The organism is Flavobacterium sp. (assembly GCF_032153895.1).
In the GTDB taxonomy this organism is placed as follows: domain Bacteria; phylum Bacteroidota; class Bacteroidia; order Flavobacteriales; family Flavobacteriaceae; genus Flavobacterium.
In genome coordinates this window covers 46,261-72,441 of sequence record NZ_JALDYN010000002.1, presented here as the reverse complement: position 1 = coordinate 72,441, position 26,181 = coordinate 46,261, and the positions used below count along the sequence as shown (strand labels likewise).

The following is a 26,181-nucleotide window of genomic DNA, read 5'->3' as shown; positions in this document are numbered from 1 at the left end:
GTATTACTCTGTTTCGATTTCGAAATTCAGATTTTTACTTTCCATATAATCTTTCATCGGATAAGAAATGGTTACCGACTTTTTATCTTCACTGATTTTAGCATTAGCCGCCGAAACCTTTTTTATCTTCTTCGGAAAAGTAACTGTCATTTCATAATTCGATTCCGTCATTACCATTTCTAAAGATTGCGTCATCTGGTTAGCCAAAGCTTCTGCTTCTTCTGAATTCGAACCTTCTTTTTCAAAATCTTTTTTGTAATCCTCTTTAATTTGTTCTTTCGGTTTCACAGTAACTTGCTTGCTGAATTTTTTTCCGTCAAAAGCATAACGTGTCACTCCATTATTTTTCATTGACTCCAAATCCGAAGCTTTCTTTCCATTCGGCACTACATCAGACAAACTATTAACCGGCGAAATCATATCCTGCAATTCCGATGGATTTTTAAAATCAGAGAACATTTCGTATTGAAAAATACCTTCCTCTTCTTTCATCACCATTCGACAGGTGAATTTTTCCATTTTCTTAAACTTCTCCTGCTCCTCTTTTGACAATTTTGCAATACTGTCTTTTTTGGAAGCATACAACGAAGCCATCGTAAAAGTAGAATCCACATCTTTTTTATTACCTGTTGATTCCGAACCCATTTTTCCGCCAGCCATCTGCATCATCTTCGACATATCAAATTTGTAATTGATTTTTCCCGAATTATCCGCATTGAAGTTAACCGTTTCACTAACCACACAACTCGTAAGGTTAAAACCAACAAGAATAGCAAACAGATATTTTACAATTTTCATCTTTTTTAAATTTCCTCAAAAGTACAAAATAGTTTGCAGTCTTAATAGTGCTTTCAGAAGAGTAAAACCTAAATTTCAGACTTTGCAACTTTCCAACTTATATAGTATCTTTGCACGCTTAAAAATCAATTGTATATGCAACTTTCAGAACAAGAAATCATCAGAAGAGAGAAATTGAGCAAGTTGAGAGAACTTGGCATCAATCCGTATCCCGCAAATTTGTTTCCGGTAGACCATACTTCGAAACAGATAAAGGACGCTTTTGCAGAAGGAAAGAAAGTTGTAGTGGCCGGACGTTTAATGAGTGTTCGCGATCAGGGAAAAGCTTCTTTCGTAGAATTACAAGACAGTGAAGGACGAATTCAAGCGTATTTTAATCGCGATGTAATTTGTGAAGGCGAAGATAAAACTTTATACAACACTGTTTTTAAGAAATTAACCGACTTAGGCGATTTTATCGGCGTGGAAGGCGAATTGTTCACCACTCAGGTTGGCGCAAAATGTATTCGTGTTTCAGGCTTTACCTTTCTAAGCAAAACATTACGTCCTTTACCATTGCCCAAAACGGATGCAGAAGGAAAAACGTATGACGAATTCGTTGATCCGGAATTGCGTTACCGCATGCGCTATGTAGATTTAGTGGTAAATCCGCAAGTGAAAGATGTTTTCATGAAAAGAACCAAATTGTTCACTGCCATGAGAACCTTCTTCAACAACGCCGGTTATATGGAAGTGGAAACTCCGGTTTTACAATCAATCCCTGGTGGAGCAGCGGCACGTCCGTTCATCACCCATCACAATAGTTTAGATATTCCTTTATACATGCGAATTGCAAACGAATTGTATCTAAAAAGATTAATAGTTGGTGGTTTTGATGGTGTTTATGAATTCTCGAAAAACTTCCGTAACGAAGGAATGGACCGCACCCACAATCCGGAATTTACAGCAATGGAAATTTACGTAGCCTATAAAGACTACAACTGGATGATGGAATTCACAGAAAATCTTTTGGAATATTGCGCCACTCAGGTAAACGGAACCTCGGAAGCTACTTTTGGAGAACACAAAGTAAACTTCAAAGCACCATATGCAAGAGTTACCATGACCGATGCTATTAAACAATTTACTGGTTTTGACATCACAGGAAAATCGGAAGCGGAATTATTCGAAGCGGCAAAAGGCATGGGCATCGAAGTAAACGAAACCATGGGTAAAGGAAAATTAATTGATGAAATCTTCGGAGAAAAATGCGAAGGTAACTTTATCCAACCAACTTTCATCACTGATTATCCAAAGGAAATGTCGCCGTTATGTAAATCACACCGTGACAATCCGGAATTAACCGAACGTTTCGAGTTGATGGTTTGCGGAAAAGAAATTGCAAATGCCTATTCCGAATTAAATGATCCGATTGACCAAAGAGAACGTTTCGAAGCACAAATGGCTTTAGCTGCCAAAGGTGACGACGAAGCCAACGGTATTATTGACGAAGACTTCTTAAGAGCTTTAGAATACGGAATGCCGCCAACATCCGGTTTAGGAATTGGAATGGACCGTTTGATTATGTTCTTGACGAACAATCCGTCAATTCAGGAAGTGTTGTTCTTCCCACAAATGCGTCCAGAGAAGAAAGCACCACAGTTGGAATTGGAAGCTGAAGAAAAATTGATTGTAGAATTGCTTCAGAAAAATGAGAACACTATGGAAATTGCGGAATTGAAAACTCAATCTGCACTAAGCGGAAAAAAATGGGACAAAGCAATGAAAGCATTAGCGCAACATGGCCTAACCAAAGTTGCCGTTAGCGGCGATAGCAAAGTAGTGGAATTGACTATGTAATTTCAACATGAATATACTCTAATTAAAGGTTGTCGAAAGGCAGCCTTTTTTATTTCTCAAAACTGAATTAAACCTTTTAACTCTTTTAAGGTCATATAGCTGTAACTCAAAAAGTAATATCATGAAAAAATTAGCAATCTTGGCAATCGCATTTATCGGATTGACCACACAAGCACAAGAGAAAAAAACGACACGCGAACAATTATCTCCAGAACAGCGTGTTGATTTACAGGTTAAAAAAATGACTTTGGATTTAGATTTGAACGAAAAGCAGCAAAAAGACATGAAAACGCTTTTGGTTAAACAACAACAAAAAAGAGAAGAAGCAAAAGCAAAACGTGAGGCTATTAAATCCGACGATGTAAAACCAACAACAGAGCAGCGTTACGCCATGAAAAGTAAAATGCTTGACGAACAAATTGCGCATAAAGCGGAAATGAAAAAAATTCTGTCTGAAAAACAAATGGAAAAATGGGAAGCACAAAAAGCAGACCGAAAAGAACATTTTGACGGAAAAAGAAAAGAGATGCGTCACAAATCAAAGAAATAATGTTATTATAAATTTGAAATTTTGGTTTTATCACATTTTTGTTTAGATTTGACGACAATAACCATAAACCTTTAACAAATTATGAAAAAAATAATTGCTCTTTTTGTGATGTTATTTGCTTTTTCAGCAGGAATGAACGCACAAGAGAAATCGAAATTTGACGAAGCAGCTAGACATGATGTTCGCTTATTGAAAGAAGTTATCGATTTTGACAAAAATACAGAAGAAGCTTTATACTATTTGTTTTTGAAAAAACATGATGGGCTTTCAACTCCTGAATTGTCAGATGAGCGTAAAGACGGAATCGCAAAAATTATTGATGCTAAGTTAAGAGCAACTTTAAGCAATGAGAAAATAGACATGTTGATGAAAAAAGACAATGCACTATACAGACAACTCATTGTAAATGAGAAAAAATAAAAATAAAAAACCACCTTTTAGGTGGTTTTTTTTATTTTATAATATTTCGGCAACTCTTCCCGCTGCCGCTATAGTAAAATCTAAATCTTCATAAGAAAGCGCATCGGTAATAAACCAAGTTTCGTAGGCTGATGGTGCAATATAAACTCCTTCTTTCAACAACCCGTGAAAGAACTTCTTGAACGTTTCGTTATCGCCATTAGCAGCTGTTTGAAAATCATAAACCGGATTAGGATCAAAATGAACGGAAATCATCGAGCCCACTCGGTTAATCGTATATGCTATTGAATGTTTTGATAGTTCAGCATGCAATCCTTTTTCAAGATAAGCAGTTTTCTCTTCTAAACGGTTAAACAATTCCGAATCATTATTAATGCTTTTCAACATCTCATATCCGGCAGCCATTGCTAAAGGATTTCCCGAAAGTGTTCCTGCCTGATAAACCGGTCCTAGTGGCGCCAAATAATCCATTATCTCTTTACGCCCGGCAAAGGCACCTACCGGCAAACCACCGCCAATTACTTTTCCAAAACAAATAATATCTGCCTTAACTCCGAATAATTCTTGCGCTCCGCCTTTTGCCAATCGAAATCCGGTCATTACTTCATCAAAAATAAGCAAAGCTCCATTTTCAGTACAAACTTCACGTAAAGCTTTTAAAAAACCATCTTTTGGAGGAATACAACCCATATTGCCGGCAACAGGTTCAATAATGATTGCTGCTATTTCATTTCGATTCGCCGCAAACAATTCTTTTACGTTAGCAATGTCATTATATTTTGCAAGTAACGTATCCTTTGCGGTTCCTGAAGTTACCCCAGGGCTATTTGGCACACCGAAAGTACTCAATCCACTTCCGGCTGCTATTAAAAACGAATCGGAATGCCCATGATAACAGCCTGAGAATTTGATTATTTTATCACGCTTCGTATAACCTCTAGCCAAACGCACTGCGCTCATACAAGCTTCCGTACCAGAATTAACAAATCGGATCTTATCTACATTGGGCACCATTGAAACTGCCAAAGCAGCAATTTCGGTTTCAAGAGCTGTTGGTGTTCCAAACGATGTTCCTTTTTTAGCTTTTTCAATTACTGCATTAACTACCGGTTCAAAAGCGTGACCCAGCAACATTGGCCCCCAAGAATTAATATAATCGATGTAACGATTTCCGTCCTCGTCAAAGAGATAAGCACCTTTGGCTTCTTTTACAAAAATCGGAGTTCCGCCTACCGCTTTAAATGCACGAACGGGAGAATTAACGCCTCCCGGTATAACTTTCGCAGCCTCAACAAACAGCTGACTGCTTCTTTGATAGTTCATTATGATTTTATTTTTAATATTTGTCCGATTGAAATCGCATTGGAAGGTAAATTGTTAAGCTGTACCAACTGTTCTACTGTTAAATTAAATTTTTTGGAAATAGAATACAGCGTATCGCCCTGAACTACACGATAAGAAGTTGAATCCAGAGGCATTTCAGATACTTTTGCAATACTTTTGTAGCTTCCTCCTAAAACTTCCTCATCTAATTTATATAGTTCGTAACGTTCAATCAAACCGATTAATTTATCCGGATATTTAGGATCTGTAGCATAGCCCGCTGCTTTTAATCCTTTAGCCCAAGCTACATAATCGCCTTTCTCTAATTTAAAAAGGGTTGCATAACGGCTTCTTGAAGTTAAAAACAAGGAATGGTCACGATAGGATTCTGAAGCATGATCATACTTACGGAAACATTCTTGAGCTGCATCATCATCGTGTCTTACGCTTTCCCCTGTCCAACCTGTATGGCATTTTATTCCGAAGTGATTATTCGCCTTTACACTCAAAGTACCTGTTCCGGCGCCCGATTCTAAAATCCCCTGAGCCATCGTGATACTTGAAGGAATTCCGTGTTGACGCATATTGTCTTTGGCAATTTCACTAAACTGAGAAATGTACGTTTTTACATTATCCGAAGTTACTCCTACTTTAGATGTCGCCTCCAAAATCTCAGTTTTACTCCCCGAAGTGTTTTTAGAAGACGAAGTAACCACCGGCTTTTTAACTGTCGTTTTAGGTTTTGGCTTTGTAGTGGTCGTTGTTCTCACTTTATTAGAACTTCCGCAGCTATACAATATCGCCAGCAAACACAATACAATTATTTTCTTCAACATAAATTAGTAGTTTATAATGGGCAAATTCTTTTTTAACAAATGTTGGTTCATTCCTTGGATTCCTTGCAAGCCTCCAGTGTGAATGGCTACTATTTTTGAATGCTCAGGAAATTTCCCTTGCCGAATCATATCCAGTATCCCAAACATCATTTTTCCGGTATAAATTGGATCCAGTGGGATTTCAGTCTTTTCATAAAAGTCATTCAAGAAATGTACCAATTCAGGAGAAATCTTAGCATAGCCACCAAATTCATAGCCTTGAATCAAATTCCAGTTGTCATTCCGGGCAAATCTACGAATATCGTCGAATAAAAACGAACCTTTTAACGCTGGAAAACCGAGAACTTTTTGATTTTCAGCAGAAGAATTAATCAAACCGGAAATGGTTCCTCCTGTTCCGACTGCACAACACACATAATCAAAAACAGCATCTTCGTCAGTTAAAATTTCTTCGCAACCCTTAACCGCCAATGGATTTGTTCCACCTTCCGGAACCAAATAAGCATCCGAATACTTCAATTTTACATCCCTTAGAAATGACTCCGAATCCTTCTCTTGATATGCCTCTCTGGGAATAAAAACCAATTGCATCCCAAGTTCTTTTGCTCTGCTTAAAGTTGGATTCTCAGCGATTTTAAAAGCAAGTTCTTCTCCCCGAATTATGCCAATTGTAGCTAAATCATACACTGAGCCCGCAGCAGCTGTTGCCAAAATATGATTTGAAAATGCGCCTCCAAAAGTTACAAGCTTAGTAAACCCTGACGCTTTAGCTTTTTCTATATTGTATTTCAGCTTTCTGAATTTATTCCCTGAAATATCCGGATGCAACAAATCTTCTCTCTTTATAACTAGAGATATATTGTTTGGTAAATCATATTGAATTTGCTGATTAAAAGATTTCATTTTACAAAAATAAAAAAAGTGCAACCTTTCGATTGCACTCCTACCTTTAATATTATAGTATCGATTATTTTTTAACGATAACTTTTTTACCAATTTGCTGATTATCATTAGTGTTTAAACGAACGATATAAACTCCCTCAGCCAAAGTACTTGTTGAAAACTCATACGTATCGTCTGAACCTAATTGCTGCTTAGCAAAAATCTGTTTTCCGGCAACATCAAATACTTCGCACGATTTCAATTCAGCTTGAAGTGGATTTTTAATGGTTAACAATCCGGCATCGTTATTCTGATATACTTCTAAAGAGGAAATCACAGAATCATCAATTGACAATGTCGCATCTCTAAACGTAACTTCAAATCTGTCCTGAACATTTCCAGCTGGCAAAGTAACCTCAAAGAAATTATTTTTGATATCGTGATACAATCCAGTTTGTTTGTCGTGCATAAAAATGGTTTCAGACATATCGAAATTAATCAACTCCGCTACCGTTACTCTAAATGTAACTTGCTGATTGTTTTTAAAGGCAACAGGTATACGAGCATCGATATCGAATGGTTGCGTAGAAATCACACATTGTTTATTGTCAATTGGAAAATACATGTCCATTGGCAAATTTCCATCAGGAGTAGAACCATCGAAAGCATTGTCTAATCCATTTGATGCAATTGGATTAAATGCTAAAGCCGTTTCACGTGTATATTGATTATTTAAAACCGTATGCAATTTGAATTGCGGTACTTGTCTTTTAGAAATCTGAGTATAATCTGTTCCGGCAACATTTGGAATATCTTCCCAATTTTGGTTATCCTGAGTAAATGATGAAGAAACATTAGCTGATTTCTCAAATTGTGAATCGTTAACAGCTCCTTCTTTTTTGTAAACTCTATAGATATTTTTCATTTGTGCATTACCATTGGCAATTCCACGAATCATGAAACCTTGTCCGATTGGAGAAAATTGCCTTTTGTATGTACTTCCTGTAAGAGCTCCGGTTGTATTCGGTGTTCCGTCAGCATTATACGTATTCCATGTTGCTGAAACATAGGTTCCTGGAGTTCCGATGTTAGCACCGTTTGGAGAATAAACTCCATAACCTCCAATATATTGATTCAAATAATGTGATGTCGCTGGTTTTACGTGCTCCCAAAAGTAGGCATTTCCGTTAATCACGTTAGTTGCACCACCTGCAGAAACCACTCCAGTTGTATAATTAATACTCCAACCGCTATTTTCTAACAAAAAGGCATTAAGATTAATTGCTGACGGATACGGATTTCCTGTTAAGGTTTGATTCGGGTAATCTGGTCCGGCTGTGCTTCCAACAGCGATATTGATTGTTCCATCGTTTGGTTTTCCTCTAAAATCGTAACGCTGATTGTTACCCGGATTGTTTTGAACACCTAAAATGGTTGTATTATCAGATCCGCTAACACCTTTCATTGTAAAACCTTCACCTGCATTAATTGTATTTGCAGATCCTACATATACCCAATTTGCATAGATGTTAGAGGTAATGTATTTGTAAATCCATTTATTTGAAATCGCTAAAGTCGCGTTTGTAGCAGAACCATCATAGGAAGAAATAATACTCTGTCCGCCAAATCCCATAACTCCGTTAGGTCTTTTCAATTGACCAATCCCAAAAGTATTATTACCCGCTGCAGCCAAAGGCATACCTACAGGTGAACACCAATAGTTATAACCAAAGTTGTTAGAGGTTCCTTCCTGATATACTGATAAATCACCCACACCTTTGTTTACTCCCGATCCAGTGGTTCCTTGTAAAAGCTGACCATCATTTCTCAGAAACAAATTACTTGTCGCTGAATTTAACTCTAAATCACTAGTAACAAATACATGCTCATTATTCACATAAACATAGCTATTTGGACTTACATACATCTGAGCTGTACAGGCATACCCTCCAACAAACAAAAGCAATAAAACGCTTTGAAGTAATTTTCCATTCATAACAAACAGAGTTTTAGATTTCATGCTACAAAAATATCAATAAATAAGGTAGTTGCAATTTTATATTCAATATTTATATTAAAAATCGATAAAGAGCATTTTATAACCCATTAAAAACATAAATATCAAAAAATAAAACTCAAATAAAAGCATAGAAAAATAAGTACTTGACAATAATTTAACACTAGAAAAACAATAATTTTTAACAAAACAGCAGTTAAATTGAGAAAAAAATATTTATATTTATAAATGTTTCATTTCAAAAAATTGCCCTATGAAAAAAAACTACCTAACCCAAAAAACAAAAGAGTGTACATTTTTAAGTTTACTTCTCTTTATACTAACTTATAGTACAAGTTTCGCTCAAACAACGATTACAGTCAACACTACAGGAAACGGAAGTTTTTATGTTCCTTGCGATGTTACCTCCATAACAGTTGAATGCTGGGGAGGTGGTGGTTCCGGTGCCGGAAAAGGAAATCCGAATGGACAATCCGGTGGTGGTGGTGGTGGTGCATATGCAAGCTCTACAATCGCAGTAACACCTAACACAACAATCAATTTTTACGTAGGTCAAGCTGGAGCAGCTACAGCAGCCGGAAACAATAACGGAAACAACGGAGAAAACACAACCTGGAACACTAACCAAATAGTAGCCCAAGGTGGTTTTGGAGGCTCTACAAATGGAAACGGAGGAAACGGAGGAACTGTAGCCGGAAGTACTGGAACAACGCGTTTTCGCGGTGGTAATGGCGGAACATCAGCTGCAGGAACATCAGGCGGAGGCGGCGCTGGCGCTGGTACATTAGCAAATGGCGGCGATGCCGTTGTTGGTGTAGGAGGTATAGGAGTAGCTCCTGCAGGTAATGGCGCTACCGGAGTAACCGGAAATACCAACGGAAATAACGGAAATAATTATGCCAGTGGTGGATCTGGAGCAAGTAGAACCGGAGGTAACAGAACTGGAGGCGCAGGTGCACAAGGATTGATTCGAATCACTTATACATCTGCTTTTACCAATCTACCAACTTGTACCAAACCATACACCATCAATATTGAACCTATAACCAATGTCAATTTTGCCGGAATCAACAATACAACATCCGCCACTATTAATGGCACACCCGCAAATGAATCCTTTTGTGATATCGCAACTGTCAACCCAGGCCAAACTTATCTATTTTCAACACAAGGAAATACTGGAGGAAACTTCACAAACTACATAAGAGTCTATATAGACTTTAACCAGAATGGCACGTTTGAAACAACTGCCGGTGTAGAACAGTTTAACATAGGAACCATAACCAACTCAACAGGTATTGATGCTATTATAGCATCCGCAAACATAACTGTTCCCGCAGGAGCAACATTGGGCTACACCAGAATGAGAGTTGTTAAAAACTATAATGTATATACCGGACCTTGTACCACAACCGATTATGGACAAGCCGAAGATTACACCGTTCGAGTTGTAGCTCCTTTACCATGTATAACACCAACAGCTCAACCAACAGCCTTAAATCTAGTCCCTTCAGGAAACTCTATTTCAGGCTCATTTACTCATGCTGTTCCTCAACCTGATAATTATCTTGTTATTCGCAATACATCAGGTGTTGCTCCAACCGGATTAATTAGCAATGGAACAACCTATACAGCTGGTCAGAATTTAACCGGTGGTAACTATGTTGTAGATGTTGATGGAAACAACACTTTTAACGCAACAGGACTTACAGCCTTAACCACATATTATTTCTTTGTTTATTCCTACAATTCTGCTTGTACCGGTGGACCATTGTATTTTACAACAAGCCCATTAACAGGAAACACAACAACTTTAAATGTAAGCTACTGCTCGCCTACTTCATCAAATCCGAACACAAGATACATTCAAAGTGTACAAACAATCGGAAATCTAACCAACATGTCCAACACAAACACTGGAGGAACAGCTGGCGGATATGCTGATTATACAGCTCTTCCTACTACCACACAAGTAGAAGGCGGCGGAATTAATGTTGACTATTTATTAGCTCAATCTCGTATGTTTATGAGAGTTTGGGTGGATTGGAATCTTGATGGTGTTTTCACTGATGCCGCACCCGAGTTAGTCTATCAAACAGGAGGTGTTCAAACGATTGCAGGTTCGTTCGGTTTTGTAGTTCCGATGGGCACACCTCCCGGAAATTACAGAATCCGAATCAGAGCATACGAAACCGCTCAAGCATTCGGACCTTGTGGTAATCTAGCCAATGGAGAAACTGAAGATTACACCATCACTGTTGTTGCTGACTGTCCAGCAAAAATAACTTCGGTAACCGATGGAACCCGATGTGAACCTGGCACAGTGGATTTATACGCATACGGAACAGCCGGAACCACACAATACCGTTGGTACGACTCAGCTACAGGAGGAACTCTTGTCGGAACTTCGGGTGGAAATTTATGGACAACACCTTCAATAGGGACAACCACGACATACTATGTAACAGCTTTTAACGGAGCTTGCGAATCTTTGTTCAGAGAAAAAGTAATTGCAAAAGTTAACTTATCATCCATAATTACAGTAACCCCATCAACTCCTGAGGTTTGTGGAGAAAACAATATCGTTTCCATCACTGCTTCCGGAGACAATGTAATAGAAGATCTGATAAATGTTAATTTTAACGATGGTACTTTCGGAACTTTAATTCGTCAAAACGTTGCTGCAAATGCCAACACACAATGGACAGTTCGCACAAGCCCATACATCCCAACCGGAGCGGTATGGAAGCCTGCTTTAGTTTCAAGAACCGTAGGGGATCAATTTGCACTATCAGTGTCCGACTTTGCGGCTCCGAACCCTAAAGACATGATTTTAAGATCTGGAGTTTTAAATGCATCTACTTACAGTGATTTATTCCTAACTTTCAGACATCACTTTTCTTATTATGCGGGTGAACCCGCTCAGTGGGCAGATGTAGATGTATCAACCAATGGAGGAGGTGCCTGGACAACTATTCAGTCTTACACTTCAACACAAGGATACGCAGGTGATTTTGCTCAAGTTTCTTTAGATTTAACGGCATATGCCGGCGCTCCGAGTTTAATGATACGATTTCGTTATCATTTAGCTGGTGGTTCGGCATGGGCAGATGGCTGGGCTGTTGATGATGTTCGCTTATACGGAACAAGACCAATGAACACAACATTTACTTGGAGCGGTGCTACAGTTGATGCTTATATTGATGCAGCTTGTACAATTCCTTATGTAGCACAAAGTGTTTCAACAGTTTATGTTAAACCAACTGGCGCACAGCTAACAGATCCTGATTGGTCATTTACCGCTACAGCAACATTAGCTAATGGCTGCCCAGTTTCAAGACTTATTACAGTTAACAATAAAACCAAATTCTGGCGCGGAATTAGCTCAGACTGGAACGATCCAAACAACTGGGAGCCAGCTGGAGTTCCGGATGCTAACACTTGTGTTGTTGTGCCTTCAGCTCCGAATAATTCAATTATATCTGGCGCAGGCTACAATGCTTATGGAAGAAATTTAACTGTTAAAAATACTGGCCATTTAGAACTACAATCTAGCAACAACATTACTGTTACTGATTGGGTTGATGTTAACGCCGGAGGAATATTCAACATTCATAACAGCGGCAGTTTACTTCAGATAAACAATGTTGCTAACACCGGTATTATCAATTATGAGCGAATTTCACAACCGATGTACAAACTGGATTACACCTATTGGAACTCTCCGGTTACAACAGCTTCAAATTTTGCTGTCGGCAACTTAACTTCAGGAACTAATTTAATTTACAGATACACCCCAACACAAGCTGGAGGTAACGGAACTTGGACACAAGTAGCAGCGGCTACAGCAATGAATCCAACTTTTGGTATTATTGCAAGAGCGCCAAGCACGTTCCCAACAACAGGTCCGAAACAAACGTTTACTACTAACTTTATCGGTACACCTAACAATGGAAACATTTTAATGCCGATTTCAAAAGGAACCAATGCAAACGTTGGTACAACACCGCCAGGCGGCACGACTGCTGTTACCAATGCAGATGATGAGTGGAACTTAATCGGAAACCCATACCCTTCTGCAATTGACATTGTTTCCTTTTTAACAGACGCTGCCAATACACCAGTAGTTGACGGAACAATTTACCTTTGGACACATAATACTGCTCCTGCAACAGCAACACCAGATCCATTTTATGGAAATTACGCTCAAAATTATACCATAAATGACTATGCAACGGTAAACCAAGCAGGAACAACCACAACCGCACCTTCTGGAGGAATTCCACCAACAAGATACATCGCAGCGGGTCAATCGTTCTTCATTAGTGCCGATGACGGTATGGCTAACGGAACTACTCAAAATGTTACCTTCCGAAACTCAATGCGTGTTGCAAACCAGAATACTAATTTCTTAAGAGCAAGTAACCCAAGCAGCAACTTTAATGCTGATGGTGTTACTAGCCAGAGAGTTTGGTTAAACTTAGCAGGTAACGGAGGATTTAGCCAAATGTTAGTCGGTTACATTGAAGGTTCTAGCCTTGGATGGGACAGAGGTTTAGACGGAGAAGCTTTAGCAGGTAATGCTGTTCGTTTCTACTCTTTAGGAGCTGACAAAAAATTAACTATTCAGTCTCGTTTTTGGCCATTTGACCAAACTGATTTAGTTCCACTTGGCTTCAAAGCAACCAGTCAAGGAAACTATACTATCGGAATCGACCATTTTGACAGTGCTTTCAACAACCAGAATATTTATTTGGAAGACCGCGACTTAGGCATCATCCACGATTTGAAAGCGGCGGCATACAACTTCACTTCAAACGCGGGAGAATTCGAAAATCGTTTCATCTTACGTTATACTAATGCAACTTTAGGAAACGATGATGTTACAGCACTTGAAAACTCTGTAATCATTTATACTGATAATCACTTGAATGTAAAATCGACTTTACAGCCAATCAAAGAGATTAAAGTATACGACGTTTTAGGCAAATTATTACTAGACAACACTAAAGTAAATGCTAACGAATTTATGGCTACTACTTTAAGTCCGAAACAAAATGCTTTAATTGTCATGATTACTCTTGAAGATGGTTCAACTGTAAACAGAAAAGTAATTTTCTAAATAACCATACAACATCTTAAAATACATAAAGACCTTTCAAAAAAATGAAAGGTCTTTTTTATTACATGTTGCTTATCTGTTAATTTTTTGTTGATAAAATAATATCACTCGGAAGCCGCATAAACACTAGAGATATCACAAAATTATATCACAAAAAATATAAATTTTATCGTTTTTTTTTGCATATTATCGACAAATCATTATTTTCACAATTCCTTAACATTGTTTAGTAAAATATTATAACAAATCAATACAGAATCGTGAAAAAAAATTACTTTTATCAAAAAAAATCTTCAGAATCTTCTCAAGATGAATGCAATGGAAAAGCAAAAGTAAGCTGGAAGAAAAAAAGCACTTCCTTGTTCGTTTTTCTTACCTTTTTTCTGCTTTTATCGATTCAGAAAAATTTTGCACAAGGTACTAATTGTGGTACAGCGACATCCGTTACAATAAATGGGGCCTGTGTAAGCGGAACAATTAACGACGGCACACAAACCAATCCTGGAATTGCAGCAGCTCCTTGTGCACTTGGAGGAACTTTTAGACGTGAGGGTTGGTACATTATTAACGTTACAACTGCTCCTGTAACCATAAACGTTACAGCTAGTGCTGCGGATAGAAATCTAGCTCTACAATTAATTGGCTCATCAAATGGAGCTTGTGCTGGTACACTTTCAAATTTAGCTTGTGCCAATGCAGACACCGCAAATAACAGTGCTCAAACTGAGACATTGTCATACAATATTACCACAAACGGTAACTATTGGATAAAAGTTGTTAACGTCGGAAATAATAACGACATGGTCTTAAACAGTTTGTGCGTTACTACACCTCCTGCAAATGACGTATGTAGTACTGGAACAATCTTAACTCCAGCTGCAGCTTGTACTCCAGTTACTGGATCAACACTAGGCGCAACAGACAATAATGAAACTGGAGAATGTACTAACGGAACTGAAAACGCCGTTTGGTATCGTTTTCAAGCAACAACCGCTACTCATATAGTTACTGTTGATGGAAACACAGGATTTGACGCAGTAATTGGTGCTTTTACAGCTTGTGGAAGTGCAACTACCCCAACTGGTGGCGCATGTACAGATGCAACCTTTGATGCTGGAGTAGAAACCATGACCTTAACCGGGTTGACTATCGGAAACTGGTATTATGTGCAAGTTTACGATTGGGGCGGAGACCAAATGGCAAATGCTTTTACAATTTGTGTGCAATCTGTAGCGCCATGCACAACACCAACAGCATCACCTACAGCTTTAAACTTAACACCTGTTAGTGGTACTATAAACGGTACATTTACAGCAGCTGCACCTGCCCCATCAAATTATTTAGTTGTTTATAATACAACTGGAGCAACTCCTTCACCAGTAGATGGAACTTCATATACAGTTGGAGGAACTATTGGCGCTGGAAATATTGTAGCCGATATTGATGCGAATACAAACTTCTCGGTTACTGGATTAAATCCAGTAACTACATATTATTTCTTTGTGTTCTCCTACAACAACAATGCTTGTTCAGGAGGTCCACTTTACAGAACAACCGCTCCTGCGACAGCAAACACAACAACAGCAATGTTCTATTGTACTCCTGCACCAACAAGTGTAGACGGTACAGGTATTACCAATTTTACGATGGGAACTATCAACAATACAACTGGAGCTGAAGCAGGGAATTATGGCAACTACAGCGCCATGACCTCAACGCATACACAACTATCTACAGTTAACTTCAGTATTACATTCCAAACTGCTACATATGATTATAATACAAAAATATGGGTAGATTGGAACAATGACGGAGACTTTGCCGATGCTGGTGAAGAAGTATACACTGGTTTATCAACAACAACAAGTCCAAACACATTAAATGGAAGTTTTGTTGTTCCTGCCGGAGCATCAATAGGTAATCACAGATTAAGAATAGGAGCTGCTGACTCTGCAACTCCAATACCATGTTATACAGGTTCATTTGCTGCATACGAAGATTATACAATTATCGTTGCATCTTCTGGTCCTTGTACAACCCCTACAGCACAGCCAACTGCTTTAGTATTAACTCCTGATGGAAACAGTGTTTCTGGAGCATTCACAGCAGCTTCACCTGCTCCAAACAGCTATTTAGTTGTTATGAATACTACAGGCGCAGTTCCTTCTCCAGTAAACACAACCACCTACACAATAGGTGGAACAGTTGGAGCTGGTAATACTGTAGTTGATATTGATTCCAATACTTCTTTTACTGCAACAGGTTTAACACCGTTAACGCAATACTATTTCTTTGTGTTTTCATATAACAATGCCTGTACAGGAGGTCCATTATATTTAACGACTTCACCATTAAATGGAAACACCACAACTTTAGCCGGTTCATACTGTAGTTCAACATCTACTGGTTCATCTTATTTTATTAATCAGTTTTCTACAACTGGTGGTTCTACAAACATTACAAACAATGCTTCTGGATATTCTGCAACGGGATTCGGTAACTTTACCGCAATGAACGTAAGTCAGGCTCCTTATGGCACAGTAAACTTTTCCTTTACACTTACCGGAGGTTCTTCAGGTGTAAACATTTGGGTTGACTGGAATAATGATTTTGATTTTGATGATGCCGGTGAAAAAGTATATGGTTCAAACGGTTATGTAGCCAATGCAACAGGAAGTTTCACCATCCCTTATACTGCTTCTTTAGGAAATCACAGAATGAGAATCCGTTCAAACTATTTGGATTCAACGCCTGATGCTTGCGGAAGCATTACAAGTGGTGAAACAGAAGATTACACTTTAACAGTAACCTCAATGCCTTGTGCTGGAAGCGTTACAACTGTAACTGTAGCTCCTGTTGGAACCACAACTGCTACGGTAAGCTGGACTGCAGCTACACCTGCTCCTGCCAATGGATATGACTACTATGTAACTACTGTCGGAACAATTCCTGGTCCTGGTCAAGCACCAACAGGAAGTGTTGGAGCTGGAGTTACAACTGTAAACTTAACTGGTTTAACCAACAACACATATTATATGGTTTACATCAGAACCCGTTGTGGTGCTGGTGCGGGACAACAAGGTGTTTGGGTTGGACCAACTGGATTTACAACAGGTGTTACAGCTCCATTAACAACAGGTGCTACAATTTGTCAAGGTGCAGCTAGCACAACTGTTTCTGCAAGTGGATCTTGTGCTTCAAATGCTAACTTAGGAACAACTATTAATGGTGCTTGGAACGCAGCAACAGACCCAGTAGCCTTACAACCTCTAATCTTTATTTCAAGTGGGGATCCATGTGCTTTCGACACGGAAACTGCAAACTATACTGTAACCAACTTCCAAATTAGTGTTACTGGAACATATACTTTCGCAATGCCTGACACTGCCGCATATGATGGTATGGGCTACATTGTCACAGGACCATTTACACCAGGTTCTTGTGCAACCGGTACTTGGATTGCAGGTGATGATGACGGAGGTGCTACATCACTTGAAGCTGAAATTACAGCTAACTTGATAGCTGGTGTTAATTACCAACTAATTACTACTGTTTATTCTGCAAGTAACACTACCATTACAAACACTTATTCTTGGAATATTACTGGTCCTGGTTTCTTAACAAATGGCCTAGGTGGCTCAATAGAATGGTATACTTCGGCAACTGGTGGAACACCAATCGCTAACGGAAACTCTTTCAACCCAGTTGGAACTCCTGGTTCAGGATTAGTTAATACAAACACACCTGGAACTTATACTTATTATGCAGCTTGTTCATCAAACGCTGGTGTAAGAACTCCTGCTAACTTTGTAATTAACGGACCAACTGCAGTTATGTCTGGTTCTGGATCAATTTGTAATCCTACAAATAATATTACTGTAACTTTAACAGGACAACAACCTTGGAGTTTTACCTATTCTGACGGAATCAATCCTCCTGTAGCTATTACTGGTGTTACAAGTTCACCTCACGTATTCTCAGTTTCACCTTCTGTAGCCACAACTTACACTCTTTTATCTGTATCAGATGCTTCAGGATGTAGTGCTATCGCGGCTAATAGAACAGGAAGTGCTGTCATCACTGGTGGAAAAACATGGAGTGGAGCTACCAACACTAACTGGAATACTGCTTCAAACTGGTCAGGTGGTGTAATTCCTAACAATACCGATTGTGTTGTTATTCCAAACACCGTAAACAAACCTATCATTTCCGGAGCTGCTTACACTGGTTATGCAGGCAACCTAACAATTCAAAGTGGAGCTACACTTACTGTAAATTCAAACAACAATTTAGCTGTTACTGATTGGGTTAACATTAATGCAGGTGGTGATTTAATCATTCAGGATGATGCTTCGTTACTTCAAACAAACAATGTTGCAAATACGGGAACAGCTCATATTGCTCGTGTATCTGCTCCTATGTATCGTTTAGATTATACATACTGGAACTCTCCTGTTACAACGGCTTCTAACTTTACAGCTGGTAACTTAACATCAGGAACTAACCATATATACCGCTACACTCCTACCCAAGCAGGTGGAAATGGAATCTGGACACAAGTAGCAGCGGCTACAGCAATGAATCCAACTTTTGGTATTATTGCAAGAGCTCCGGGAACATTCCCTACAACAGGTCCTAAACAAACGTTTACTACAAACTTTACAGGTACGCCAAACAATGGAAATATTTTAATGCCTATTTCGAAAGGAACCAATGCAAACGTTGGTAGTACAACGCCAAGTGGCGGATCAACCGCTGTTACCAATGCAGATGACGAATGGAACTTAATCGGAAACCCATACCCTTCGGCTATTGATATTGCTTTATTCTTATCAGATCCAGCTAACACACCGGTTGTTGATGGAACAATTTACCTTTGGACACATAATACTGCTCCAGCGGCGGCTGTAACCGATCCATTCTATGGCAATTATGTTGAAAATTACACTGTAAACGACTATGCAACCGTAAACCAAGCTGGGGCAACAACAACTGCTCCTTCTGGTGGAACAGCTCCGACACAATACATTGCATCTGGTCAATCGTTCTTCATCAGTGCCGATGACGGTATGGCTAACGGAACTACTCAAAATGTGACCTTCCGAAACTCAATGCGTGTTGCAAACCAGAATACTAATTTCTTAAGAGCAAGTAACCCAAGCAGCAACTTTAATGCTGATGGTGTTACTAGCCAGAGAGTTTGGTTAAACTTAGCAGGTAACGGAGGATTTAGCCAAATGTTAGTCGGTTACATTGAAGGTTCTAGCCTTGGATGGGACAGAGGTTTAGACGGAGAAGCTTTAGCAGGTAATGCAGTTCGTTTCTACTCTTTAGGTGCTGACACCAAATTGACAATCCAATCTCGTTTTTGGCCATTTGACCAAACGGATTTGGTCCCACTTGGATACAAAGCTACAGGTCAAGGAAACTACACTATCGGAATCGACCATTTCGACAGTGCTTTCAACAACCAAAATATTTATTTGGAAGACCGTGATTTAGGGATCATCCACGATTTGAAAGCGGCGGCATACAGCTTCACTTCAAACGCGGGAGAATTCGAAAATCGTTTCATCTTACGTTATACTAATACAACTTTAGGAAACGATGATGTTACACTTGAAAATTCTGTAATCATTTATACAGATAATCATTTGAATGTAAAATCAACTTTACAGCCAATCAAAGAAATCAAAGTATACGACGTTTTAGGTAAATTGTTATTAGACAACACTAAAGTAAATGCTAATGAATTTATGGCGGCTACTTTAAGTCCGAAACAAAATGCTTTAATTGTCATGGTTACTCTTGAAGATGGTTCTATAGTAAACAGAAAAGTGATTTTCTAAAAATCCATAACATCTCATAAATTCAAAAAGACCTTTCAAAAAAATGAAAGGTCTTTTTTTCTTTTAAAACTTCATCAATTTATAATTTTGAAAATCTTGTGTTAAAAAAATTATTTTAAAAAATTTGACACAAAAACTGTTGCAAAAAAATATTTTTTGAAATTTTGAAACAACTCTTGTTGCAAAATATTTTTTCTTGTAAAATTGCAACAAGTTTACATCTACACAAAGCTCATTGCTAACATAACTCACTAAAGAAAGTATTCAGGTTTTTCAAAAACCATTATAATAACTTCAAATTCAAAACATTAACTACCAACCTCTTTGATGAAAAAAACTCACTTTGTCGGTAATTTCTATCTTTTCATCAATATTTCTGTCTTTATAAAAATTGACCTAAAAAAAACTTCTAATTTTATTATATCAAACACCACTACAGAATATTTGAGCATAAACTAAAGTTGCTTTGTTTCTATCGTCAAGCAGTGCTCCAATTACTCCATAATACACTTTTACCAAAACAGTAAAAGTTGATTTTGACCCAAACACTATAAACAAACTATGTTCAAAAGTTAAAGGTCAATCGTATGAAAAAGAACAATTACTCAAGTAAAGGAATACTATCGATAAAAAACAATTTATTATCAAACCTGATAGTAATTTCAATTTGCCTTCTTTCAACAAAAGCTTTGGCACAATTCCCTGGAAATGACAATTCCCCAACATTAGGAACACCAAGAACTTTTAATGTTCCAGCAAATGTAACCCACGTAACCGCCACAACTTGGGGTGGCGGTGGCGGTGGCGGTGGCTCAAGTTCTAATGATGACGGTGGAAATGGCGGAGGCGGAGGCGGCGCTACGACTTACTTAAATCTTCCTGCACCAACCGGTACTATGTTTACATATACTATAGGTCAAGGAGGTAATGGTGGTAATTCAGGAGGTGGAACAGGTGGAAACGGGGTTCTTTCAACAATAAACGGAGGCTCAATTTCACTAACTGCTAACGGAGGTACTGGTGGTAGAGGCAATCAGCAACCCCTCAACTTACCTACAAATAGTCAAGGTGGAAGTGCCACAGGCGGTACTGCAAATAACAGTGGAAACAATGGAGCGCTAGGCGGAAACTCCGGTGGTGACGGCGGAGATTCCGGAACTATCAGTGGAGTTTTTGGAGCTGGTGGAAATGGAAATCAGAATGCAGTTGGAGATCCCGGAAGTAATCCTGGCGGAGGCGGAGGCGGAGGCGAAAGAGGATTTGGAAACACCAATCGCGCTGGTGGTGCCGGTGCAAGTGGTAGGGTCACATTCAACTTTATTAGTGTAAGTTCTATCTCAGTAGCTCCAGTTTGCATTGGGGAAACTATCACAATAACCGGAACTAATTTTGCAACTAGCGGAAGTACTACCGTTACCATAAACGGCATTCCTTGTACAAGTGTTACTGTTGTTAACAATACAACCATAACTGCAGTTGTGGCGGCTACAACAACCAACGGAACTGTAATAGTGAGCAATCCAAACGGAATTAATGATGGTCACAGCCTAATCATCAACGCTGCGCCAAACAATCCTCCTAATCCAACCAGCGATTCGCCTCAGTGCAATCCTCCTGGGGTAACTATCACACAATCCGGATCTGCCTCCGTTGGTGAAACATGGTATTGGCAAACTACAGCTAACGGAACATCAACCGCAAATGAAGCAAGCACTCCTTGGGTTGTAACAGCATCCGGAACTTATTATATTCGTTCTTTTGACGGTACCTGTTGGAGTCCTGGCGCTGGAAGCAGAGCTGTGGTTGTCACGCCAATTGCAACAATTACGACGCAACCCGCGACACCATTACCGGTTTGTGCAGGAAATGGCATTGCAACAATTTCAGTAGTTGCGTCAAACGCACTTACCTACAGATGGAGGCTAAATGGGACAAATCTTAATAATGGTGGAGTTTATGCAGGTACAACAACCGCAACTTTAACAATTACAAATCCAGGCATCGCCCTTAATGGCGGTGTTTACGACGTTGTCATTAATGCTGGTCCTTGTGAAACTATTTCAACAACGGTTATTTTAACAGTTAATCCATTACCAGCAATAACTACGCAACCTGTTAACACAACTATTTGTACTGTAGGAACAGGAAATTTCAGTGTTGTGGCTACTGGAAACGGATTGACCTATCAATGGAGAAGAGGCATTACAAACTTATCCGACAACGCTGTCTTCAGTGGAACAAATTCTGACATACTAACCATTACAAATCCAACAACTGGCGATGCTGCAAACAATTACAATGTAGTTGTAAGCAATGTAGAAGGCTGTTCGGTAACATCTGCAAACAGAACGCTTACCGTGAATGTTACTCCAACGATTAACGTTCAACCGGTTTCACCAGCCCCTGTTTGTGAAGGCCAAGGAACCAGAACCATTACAATAAACGCAACAGGTGTAACCTCATACAGATGGCGAAAAAATGGTGTCCTTCTTAATAATGGCGCACCCTACGGAGGAGTAACAACAGCTACTCTAACAATAACCAATCCAACAATGGTTGCGGACGATGATTATGACATCGTGCTAAATGCTGCAACCTGTCCTGTATACTCAAATACCGTTCATCTCACTGTCAATCCATTACCTGTTATTACAGTTCAACCTGTAAACACAACCATTTGTAGTAATGCAACTGGCGGATTCAGTGTAACAGCAACTGGAACTGGTTTAACGTATCAATGGCGAAGAGGAACAACAATTCTAAACAACGATGCCATATACAGTGGTACTACATCGGCAAACTTAGTAATTACAAATCCGACTGCTGGAACTGCGGATAACGATTACAATGTTGTAGTGACAAACGCAAGCGGCTGTACTGCAACAACTCCAAACAGAACTTTAATAGTTACACAGGCAGTTACAGCAGTTGCCGGTACTCCTGCCCCAGCCAACAATGCTACCGGAGTTTGCTATGGCGGATACAATGCACTTTCCCTACTTAATTGGGGGAATGTAGCCAATGCAACATCCTATGAAGTATATTTCGGAGCTGGTGCATTACCCGGAACTCCAACGGCAACAGTTACCAATTCCGATTATACCATACCTGCAGGAACCTTATTACCAAACACAACTTACTATTGGCAGATTATTCCTTTAAACTCCTGCGGAATTACGTCAGGAACACCAATAACGTGGTCTTTTACAACTGCTTCGGGTGTTTGTTACTGCAGCCCATCCTCAGGAACTTTAATAACTGCTTACATTAGTGGTATTACCTCGGTCGGCACACTTAATGATGTTTCAAATGCTCCAACGGGTCGCTCCGGTGGTGGGTTTGGCAACTTTACCAACATCACTATCGCTACGCAAATTGCAGGTGGTGGTATTAACATTAACATTGAGCTTACCGGAAGCAGTGGTCAATTTATTATAGCATTTGTAGACTGGAATTCAGATGGTGATTTTGCTGATGCTAACGAACAAGTCTATACTACAGGCAACATTGCTACCGACGATACTTCTTTTGGCTTCATTGTTCCATTAGCTCAATCAATAGGTAATTACCGCATGAGAATACGTACTCGAAGCTTCTTCGAATCCAGCACAATTGACCCTTGTACAACAGGGTATGCGTCTGGTGAAACCGAAGATTACACTATAGCTGTAGTGCCCGATTGTCCATCAAAAATAACCAGCGTTGTCAACGGTGAAGTTTGCGGTTCAGGAAATACCGTAAATCTGACAGCAGTTGGCACCGGTGGAACAACCGAATACCGATGGTATGCTTCTGATACAGCTCCTACTCCACTTAGCGTAACGCCAACCGGCTCATGGACAACTGGAGTATTAGCTTCAACCACTGTTTTTTATGTAACAGCTTTTAACGGAACTTGTGAATCTCTAACAAGAACTCCTGTTACTGCAACAATAAAACCAACAACCAATATAACTTTCACACCTGACAATCCAATTCTTTGTGGAGATAATCAAGTAATCAGCATCAATGTATCCGGAGATGTTGCAACTGACGAGTTATTCTTTGAGAACTTTGAAAGTGGTATTGGCGGATTCACTGTTACAACTCCAACCAATACGAATGGTGGATCCGATTCTCCATGGAGTGTAAAAACTAGTACTTATGCACCAAATGCTACAACTGTATGGATTCCCGCAATCAATTCAGGGGCATTAGGTACTATTGGAAACCGTTTTGCATTTACAACATCGGATTATCAAAATTCAGTATTAATTACCCGATTAAGTACAAGTTCTAACATTAATACAACAGGATATTCTACTTTAACTTTAACATTCAATCAATACTACTCTTATTATGGAGGTGATAGTGGAATTTTACAAGTTTCTATAGATGGCGGAACAAATTGGACAGATGTTCAAACGTACAATTCTGATTTGGGTTCGGCTTCTAAATTTATTGAAACAACCGCAGATTTAACACCATACACCAACAACGCTTCGTTAAGATTCCGCTTTACTTATAACGGAACTTGGGACGACGGCTGGGCAATAGACAATATAAAACTGATTGGAGTGAGACCGTTAAACACCACCTTCACCTGGTCTGGCGGATCGGTTAGTGCGTTTACGGATGCTGCTTGTACAAATCCATACACCAACCAACCGGTGACTGTTATTTACATTAAGCCTAATCCAATGCAAATTGAATTACCAAGCTGGAATTTCACCGCAACCACGACTCTATCCAATGGTTGTCTGGCATCAAAATCAATATTAATTACAAACAATACTAAAACCTGGGACGGAATAACTACCAATTGGAGCGATCCAAACAATTGGAAACCATCCGGAGTTCCTACAATTGACAATTGTGTAATCATTCCAAGCACATCCATTATTTCTGGAGCAAATTATAATGCGTATGCAAACAATTTAACCATCAAACCTACCGGTTCACTTGAAATTACTTCAGGTAATAATTTAAATGTTCTTAATGCTTTAGATATTAATCCAAACGGTGGTTTTACTATCCGAAATAGCGGTAGTTTAATTCAAACAAACGATGTGCCCAATATCGGGATTATGAATATGGAACGCTTAACACAGCCATTGTATCGATTAGATTACACGTATTGGAATTCTCCGGTAACAACGGCGTCGAATTTCCAAGTGGGCAATCTGACTTCGGGTACCAGTAATATTTACCGATACCTTCCTACGCAGTCCAACGGTAATGGAACATGGCAACAAATCTCGACGGCAACAAATATGAATCCTACAACAGGAATCATAGCCCGAGCTCCAGGGTCTTTCCCAACAACAGGTCCGAAACAGACTTATACAGTAACGTTCACTGGAACACCGAATAATGGCGATATATTTATGCCTATTTCCAAAGGGACTGATGCGAATATTGGCACATCTGTTGGCGGTGCCATCATTACAGCTGCCGATGACGAGTGGAATCTTATTGGAAATCCTTATCCATCGGCAATTGATATTGTCAGCTTCCTGAATCATCCAACCAACATTCCGGTTGTAGACGGAACCGTGTACTTATGGACACACAACACGCCTCCTACAGCGGCAGCTCCGGATCCGTTCTACGGAAATTTCACTTACAATTATACAGCAAGTGATTATGCAACAGTGAATTATTTAGGAAACACAACAACATCTACAGGCGGTACAGTACCTTCAAGATATGTTGCGGCCGGTCAGTCTTTCTTTGTTAGCGCTGATGATTCAATGCTTAATGGATCTACCCAAAATGTACTTTTCAACAATAGCATGAGGGTAACAGGCAACAACAATAATTTCTTAAGAATGTCTGAACCATCAGAATCTTTAACTTCAACTGATTTCAACAAACAGCGAATCTGGTTGAACTTATCGAATAACAATGGCGGATTCAGTCAAATACTAGTTGGATATGCCGAAGGTGCTACTCAAAACTGGGACAGAGGTTTTGACGGAGAAGCTCTGGCCAGCAATGCTGTAAAATTGTATTCTTTAGGAGCGGATAAAAAATTAACTATTCAGGGACGACCTTGGCCTTTTGATCAAAACGACTTAGTTCCAATCGGATTTAAAGCAACTGCGCAAGGCAATTACACTATCGGAATCGACCATTTTGACAATCAGTTTAACAATCAGAATATTTATCTTGAAGATCTTAATCTGAATATTATTCACGATTTAAAAGTGGCGGCATACAGCTTTACATCAATCGCAGGTGAATTTGAAAACCGCTTTGTCTTACGATACACCAATTCAACTTTAGGAAACGACGATGTTACTGCGCTTGAAAATTCAGTAATTATTTATGCTGATGTTAATTTGAATATTAAATCTAATGTTCATCTGATTAAAGAAATCCGAATTTATGATATTTTAGGAAAACTTATGTTGGATAGTACAAAAGTCAACGCAAACGAGTTCAAAGCTGTCTCATTAACATCATCACAAAAAACACTTATTGTTAACATAACACTTGATAATGGTGCAATTGTGAAACGAAAAGTCATCTTTTAACTCTTAAATTAGATTCAAAGGCTCTTA

Annotated in this window: 11 protein-coding genes; 6 read left to right on the top strand and 5 right to left on the bottom strand. The window is 39.1% G+C overall.

Annotation, left to right across the window (positions count from 1 at the left end):
* Nucleotides 1–3 precede the first annotated feature (3 nt).
* Nucleotides 4–798 (bottom strand): hypothetical protein, encoded by a 795-nt coding sequence (locus RUH60_RS01515; RefSeq protein WP_313804372.1) that lies wholly within the window; start codon nt 796–798, stop codon nt 4–6.
* A gap of 135 nt (nt 799–933) precedes the next feature.
* Between RUH60_RS01515 and lysS the strand changes: the two genes are divergently transcribed.
* The 3 genes from lysS (at nt 934) to RUH60_RS01500 (ending at nt 3,607) form a co-directional block, all read left to right on the top strand.
* Nucleotides 934–2,637, top strand: coding sequence for a lysine--tRNA ligase (gene lysS / locus RUH60_RS01510; RefSeq protein ID WP_313804369.1), 1,704 nt, complete (start codon nt 934–936; stop codon nt 2,635–2,637).
* Between the two features lie 121 nt (nt 2,638–2,758).
* Nucleotides 2,759–3,187 (top strand): hypothetical protein, encoded by a 429-nt coding sequence (locus tag RUH60_RS01505; RefSeq protein WP_313804366.1) that lies wholly within the window; start codon nt 2,759–2,761, stop codon nt 3,185–3,187.
* A gap of 81 nt (nt 3,188–3,268) precedes the next feature.
* Entirely contained in the window at nt 3,269–3,607 is a 339-nt protein-coding gene (locus tag RUH60_RS01500; RefSeq protein WP_313804363.1) for a hypothetical protein, read from the top strand.
* A 36-nt stretch (nt 3,608–3,643) separates the two neighbouring features.
* Here RUH60_RS01500 and hemL read toward each other — a convergent pair whose 3' ends face one another.
* From hemL to RUH60_RS01480, 4 genes are all read right to left on the bottom strand, one after another.
* Nucleotides 3,644–4,930: a glutamate-1-semialdehyde 2,1-aminomutase gene (gene hemL, locus RUH60_RS01495; RefSeq protein ID WP_313804360.1), complete on the bottom strand. Its 1,287-nt coding sequence runs from the start codon at nt 4,928–4,930 to the stop codon at nt 3,644–3,646.
* Entirely contained in the window at nt 4,930–5,766 is an 837-nt protein-coding gene (locus tag RUH60_RS01490) for a glucosaminidase domain-containing protein (protein ID WP_313804357.1), read from the bottom strand. The genes hemL and RUH60_RS01490 overlap by 1 nt, the downstream gene beginning before the upstream one ends.
* A gap of 3 nt (nt 5,767–5,769) precedes the next feature.
* Entirely contained in the window at nt 5,770–6,669 is a 900-nt protein-coding gene (locus RUH60_RS01485; RefSeq protein ID WP_313804354.1) for a pyridoxal-phosphate dependent enzyme, read from the bottom strand.
* A gap of 64 nt (nt 6,670–6,733) precedes the next feature.
* Nucleotides 6,734–8,644, bottom strand: a complete 1,911-nt coding sequence (locus RUH60_RS01480; protein ID WP_313804351.1) for a T9SS type A sorting domain-containing protein — start codon at nt 8,642–8,644, stop codon at nt 6,734–6,736.
* 274 nt (nt 8,645–8,918) lie between these two features.
* Between RUH60_RS01480 and RUH60_RS01475 the strand changes: the two genes are divergently transcribed.
* From RUH60_RS01475 to RUH60_RS01465, 3 genes are all read left to right on the top strand, one after another.
* Nucleotides 8,919–13,787, top strand: coding sequence for a GEVED domain-containing protein (locus RUH60_RS01475; RefSeq protein ID WP_313804348.1), 4,869 nt, complete (start codon nt 8,919–8,921; stop codon nt 13,785–13,787).
* A 260-nt stretch (nt 13,788–14,047) separates the two neighbouring features.
* Entirely contained in the window at nt 14,048–19,636 is a 5,589-nt protein-coding gene (locus RUH60_RS01470) for a GEVED domain-containing protein (RefSeq protein WP_313804345.1), read from the top strand.
* A 587-nt stretch (nt 19,637–20,223) separates the two neighbouring features.
* The gene (locus tag RUH60_RS01465; RefSeq protein WP_313804342.1) at nt 20,224–26,154 is read left to right on the top strand and encodes a GEVED domain-containing protein; all 5,931 of its coding nucleotides are present in this window, start codon (nt 20,224–20,226) and stop codon (nt 26,152–26,154) included.
* The last annotated feature ends 27 nt before the right edge of the window (nt 26,155–26,181 follow it).

Excerpts from the sequence above, each read along its gene's own strand:
- RUH60_RS01465 (WP_313804342.1), top strand. The coding sequence starts at position 20,224 with ATGAAAAAGAACAATTACTCAAGTAAAGGAATACTATCGATAAAAAAC.
- hemL (WP_313804360.1), bottom strand. The coding sequence starts at position 4,930 with ATGAACTATCAAAGAAGCAGTCAGCTGTTTGTTGAGGCTGCGAAAGTT.
- RUH60_RS01515 (WP_313804372.1), bottom strand. The coding sequence starts at position 798 with ATGAAAATTGTAAAATATCTGTTTGCTATTCTTGTTGGTTTTAACCTT.
- RUH60_RS01490 (WP_313804357.1), bottom strand. The coding sequence starts at position 5,766 with ATGTTGAAGAAAATAATTGTATTGTGTTTGCTGGCGATATTGTATAGC.
- RUH60_RS01475 (WP_313804348.1), top strand. The coding sequence starts at position 8,919 with ATGAAAAAAAACTACCTAACCCAAAAAACAAAAGAGTGTACATTTTTA.
- RUH60_RS01480 (WP_313804351.1), bottom strand. The coding sequence starts at position 8,644 with ATGAATGGAAAATTACTTCAAAGCGTTTTATTGCTTTTGTTTGTTGGA.
- RUH60_RS01485 (WP_313804354.1), bottom strand. The coding sequence starts at position 6,669 with ATGAAATCTTTTAATCAGCAAATTCAATATGATTTACCAAACAATATA.
- lysS (WP_313804369.1), top strand. The coding sequence starts at position 934 with ATGCAACTTTCAGAACAAGAAATCATCAGAAGAGAGAAATTGAGCAAG.
- RUH60_RS01505 (WP_313804366.1), top strand. The coding sequence starts at position 2,759 with ATGAAAAAATTAGCAATCTTGGCAATCGCATTTATCGGATTGACCACA.
- RUH60_RS01500 (WP_313804363.1), top strand. The coding sequence starts at position 3,269 with ATGAAAAAAATAATTGCTCTTTTTGTGATGTTATTTGCTTTTTCAGCA.